The sequence below is a fragment of the Hyphomonas sp. GM-8P genome (assembly GCF_003263315.1).
In the GTDB taxonomy this organism is placed as follows: domain Bacteria; phylum Pseudomonadota; class Alphaproteobacteria; order Caulobacterales; family Hyphomonadaceae; genus Hyphomonas.
Genome location: NZ_AWFE01000118.1, coordinates 1 through 2,879 on the forward strand (window position 1 = coordinate 1; position 2,879 = coordinate 2,879).

General features: G+C 49.1%; 1 protein-coding gene. It reads left to right on the forward strand.

Features of this window, described 5'->3' with window-relative positions; genetic code table 11:
- The first annotated feature begins 308 nt into the window (after positions 1-308).
- Positions 309-2,459 carry a DUF4238 domain-containing protein gene (locus HY26_RS17090; protein WP_112074206.1) on the forward strand — a complete coding sequence of 717 codons (2,151 nt, stop codon included), beginning with the start codon at positions 309-311 and terminating at the stop codon, positions 2,457-2,459.
- Positions 2,460-2,879 lie beyond the last annotated feature (420 nt).

Genomic DNA, 2,879 nt, shown 5'->3' on the forward strand with positions numbered 1-2,879 from the left:
TTAGCTTAGCTTAGCTTAGCTTAGCTTAGCTGCCGAAATCGGTTATTATTTGTGCGGGCCGGATTTTCCCCGCGACTGACCACATCAGCGCCCAACTCCTTCTAAGGAGATTTCGCTCTCCTTTGCACACTTTCCCCAAAACGACCTTCAAGTCCCTTCGGAAACTCCGAACACTTGATGGAGATGCTTTCAGCCCGACCAATCTTGCTCGGATTGGACGCTCCTCAAAGTCGGCGCCTGAAACGGCGCACTTCAATGGCCGAAACTTGCTGCTTTCAATTCATTTCAATTCTAGCGATAATTCAAATATGGCCGGAACGTATCAGCACTACTTGCAGCAAATGCTCCAAAAGGGGTTCGCGCGCCCCGACGGAGGAAAGAACCATCCTAGCATTTGGGTCTATTCGAAAGGACAAGCTCCGTTCGTGAAGCGAATTGAGAAATTCGGTGGGGACGACGAGTTCTATTCTCGTACATCTGATGGGACTGCGATTACCCTCGATGACAAAATCACATCCTGGGAAGCTAAAGTACAATCCGATCTTCGAAGATGGCGAACATTGCCTCATGGCAGCGAGATTGAAGCAGAACGAGCGGCAAACCTTGTTGGTCTAACCGGAATCCGAACCAAGGCTAGCCGACACGTTCTAAAGTCATTGTTTGAAGACGCTCTTCCCAAATTCGGCGCAGTACTCACTGACCCAGACGTATTGATGCAGCAAATCGAAAGCCACCCAGAATTAGATGAGGTCTTGACCTCACAGCTTCTGATGTTAGTGGCGCAAAACTCTCAAGCAAGCACGGCTGAAATTGAAAATAGCCTAGAGTTCAAAGCTGTTCGACGAATGCTCATGTACGCTGTTGCGGAGGTTTTCGGGCACGCGCTTTCGAAATCCCTACGAGATGTCGAGCGCTACATACAGGAGGCAGTGGAAAATGGAGAACTGGACCACGAGGCAATGCACAGGAAAGCCCTTCATCGTTATCTCGATGAAAAGGTCATTCGGGACGATCTTTGCGGGCTAAACTGGTTTGTGTGTGACAACACCAGTGAAAGTGATTGGATTTTGCCTGATTGTGCAATTCTTCAGCTATCTGAAGAAGGGGATTACCAGCCCTTTCTGTTTGCAGACAAAGAGAGTCGCCATGCAATCATGCTGCCTATCACCACCAGGAAGGCGCTCATTGGCACAGGTGGTCGCCTTGAAGAACTAGATTTGTCCGCTGTTACTGACGGCGCTATCGCGTGCTCTGTTGAATTTTTCCTGAGTAGCCACGAAAGCACAGAACTCGAATCCAAGTCGGAGCACATTGGAACGATTGCTCTGGGAACTTTAGGACAGCAACTGCAATCTGCAATCGATGAGTTCAGCGGCTTCCGAACTCAAAGAGATGAGTACGCATCGCCGCTGCTTGCGGACATGCAGTTTCAGTTTCGCAATATTGAAATCGAAGAGAATGACGCCAAACTGATGGCTGAAAAGCTCTTTCCATATCTGCGCTATGGCGGGGAACATTTTGACATTTCACGTATCAACAAGGTTGTCGTTTCCCCGGACATTCCGGGCGCCTATAGTAACTTAGAAGAAACGGATGTACCTGATTTTTCCGAAGAAGACCTAAGGCGTCATGTTTGGTGGACGTCGTCCACCGACGACCCACCAGTTTACACGCTTTACCTAAGTTATGGGGCTGCTTTGGCGTTGTCGGATCCGGATTCTGAGCCGTTCGATTTCGCGTTAAATTTGCTTCTCCAAAATCTGAGCCATATCAATACTCGAACCCTTCTTTTTTCGGACAGCCTCAGCGTACAAGAACACTTAACCGAATATCTCAACGCAGATATCGGTGAAAGTATGCGAGACATATCGCTTAGAATCGCAACGTCATTCCTGGATACCTTCTTCGGCTGTCAAATTGCTGGAAATGAGGAAATTGAGCTAAGTGAATATCGATCCAGCCTGATTTCCGCACTTCAGCTTTTTTACGATCTCCCACTCCCGAATACGGACAACTCTGACACTAACAATGAGCGAAGTACCGCCATTTCGGGTGCTCTTGAAGAGCTCGCGTGCTGTGCAGCCAAATACACCGCGATCTGTCATTCCAAACGAATAGACGCGGTTGGAGAAGGTAACGCTGAATTGACAGCGCTGTTGGCTCAAGAGCATCTAATTGAATGGATGCACCGCTTGGATTTCGACCTCCAACGCTTGCGCGTCAACTTTCACCATCCAATCAACCATGATGATGTAAGGCGACTTCAGGGGCACGTAGAACGGCTTCTCTGGGGGAGAGGTATGATCATAATTGCGCACGAGCACGGTGGGTGGATTTTGCCTTTTGCTGACCCGAATGCCAGCTTTGCGAACATTCGGTCAGAAATGGAGAAATTGGTTTCTGAATTCATTCCTGAGAATATTGCCAAAGATATTCGAGACGCAATGAAGCTGCGTTGAACAAAGATCTGGCCTGCCTTGAATATTGGGAGTGAAAGTGGGAACGCGCGCTTCGGGCGCACAACCAAACAGCAAGATTTGGGGCTAATACCGACCGGTGGTCATTGCGCGGATCTTGTTTTGTTCTCATATAATGTTGGATGTCGAAGACGAGAAACAATCACTACGTTCCGGAGTGGTATCAGAAGGGGTTTTGGCAGCCTGGCAAATCCACGCTCGCCTATCTGAATCTCACGCCAGATAGATTTATCCGGTCCGATGGATCGGTCGGGCAGAAGCGCGCTCTTCACCTAGCGCCGCCAGCGCGGGCGTTTGTTCAAAGAGATTTGTATTCGACTTTTTTTGGTACGGCCGTCGTCGATGAGATCGAGCTCAAATTGTTTGGCGACATTGAACCGCCCCGGTAACCCCGGAGGCAAT